Origin of the sequence: Mesorhizobium sp. M7A.F.Ca.CA.004.04.2.1 (assembly GCF_004022825.1) — a bacterium.
GTDB lineage: Bacteria > Pseudomonadota > Alphaproteobacteria > Rhizobiales > Rhizobiaceae > Mesorhizobium.
Genome location: NZ_RZPH01001812.1, coordinates 1 through 424, shown reverse-complemented (window position 1 = coordinate 424; position 424 = coordinate 1). Strand labels below are relative to the sequence as shown.

Annotated in this window: 2 pseudogenes; both read right to left on the bottom strand. The window is 61.3% G+C overall.

The annotated features are described in order from the left end of the window. Positions 1 to 152, bottom strand: a pseudogene (locus EN893_RS39815) (RNA methyltransferase); the annotation flags it as partial. Continuing rightward, positions 149 to 424: pseudogene (locus tag EN893_RS37710) on the bottom strand (class I SAM-dependent rRNA methyltransferase); the annotation flags it as partial. The pseudogenes EN893_RS39815 and EN893_RS37710, both read right to left, overlap by 4 nt.

Genomic DNA, 424 nt, shown 5'->3' with positions numbered 1-424 from the left:
TCGATAACCAGCTTCAACCCTTCGGCCATGAAGGCGTTCTGCTGGTCGCGGAATTTCTTCTGAGCGAGCGCCTTGATGTCCTTGACCAGCGGATTGGCGAGGCTGGTGACCTCCTTCACCTGGCCAGGTGCGCCTGCATGCCGCTCGTTCATTCAGCCACCCAGCGCGAAAACAATGAGGTCGAGAGCGCCCGGCCAGCGGACTTTTCACGGATGATCAGCTCACCCGATTCAATCTTGCCGCCCATGCCGGCAAAGGTATCGCGCATCAGGGCGTGGATGGCGAAGAAGGAGGCGCGGATCGAATAGGCGGTCAGCACCACGGCAAGCGGCTTCGGCGTCAGGATCGCCCGGCAGAGATCGGTCAAATCGGGCAGATCCTCGAACAATTGCCAGACCTCGCCCTTGGGGCCACGGCCATAGGC